Genomic DNA, 795 nt, shown 5'->3' on the forward strand with positions numbered 1-795 from the left:
AGGTTATGTATTGATAGGTGCATGGTCTCAAGCTCCTCTTCCGGGAAATCGGTTAATAGTTCCATAGTTCCTCCAGAATTAACCGGGTTTGGTGCTAATGAAACATTTAAAGAGCTTTTCAACTGAACTGAAGAAATACAAGTCCTTAAAACTTCGCCATCTTCCGTTTCCAAAACCACGTAGTAGGAAGCATCAGCATCTAACTGATCACTGGTATTATTCCCTACAGAGTAGTATTGGTCATTACCAATTACAGAACCATTTTTGTACCAACGGAAACTCACAAATTTGTATCCGCCGTTGGTTTCAGGGTTGTTGTTAACCAGTAGTACATTATTAAATTTCTGAATTACAATATCCTCAAAATTGAAATTCTTTTCTATTATTATATTGTAAGTAGTACTCACATTTCCATCTCCTGATGTAACTACAAGCGTTCTTCTATAAATCCCGGGAGTTGGCGTGTTTACAGTAAAGATATTTTGGCTATCTATGGTTGAACCTTGATTTGGTTCAAGTTCAATTTGAACCTCATTTTCTGAACTTCCACAACCAATTAGGTAGTAAATATCAACATTAGGATTGTTAAAAGTAGTACCATTAATAGTGGCGCTAACTAATCTGGCTTCACTACCGTTTATAGTTAGGGTTCTTACCACAGGAGTGGCTGCCTCGTAGTTTTGGTTCCCCTCCTGGGTAGCAGTAATTGTGATTACTCCACCGCCAAGAATTCTCACAAAACCTCTTGGGCCAACGGTAGCCGCCGGATTTTCAGATTCATAAGTGTAAGAATAC

At 38.5% G+C, this 795-nt stretch carries 1 pseudogene; it reads right to left on the reverse strand.

Features of this window, described 5'->3' with window-relative positions:
* A pseudogene (locus GUB10_RS15895) lies at positions 1–795 on the reverse strand (hypothetical protein); the annotation flags it as partial.

The organism is Salegentibacter sp. BLCTC, from assembly GCF_015143665.1.
GTDB classification, from domain to species: domain Bacteria; phylum Bacteroidota; class Bacteroidia; order Flavobacteriales; family Flavobacteriaceae; genus Salegentibacter; species Salegentibacter maritimus.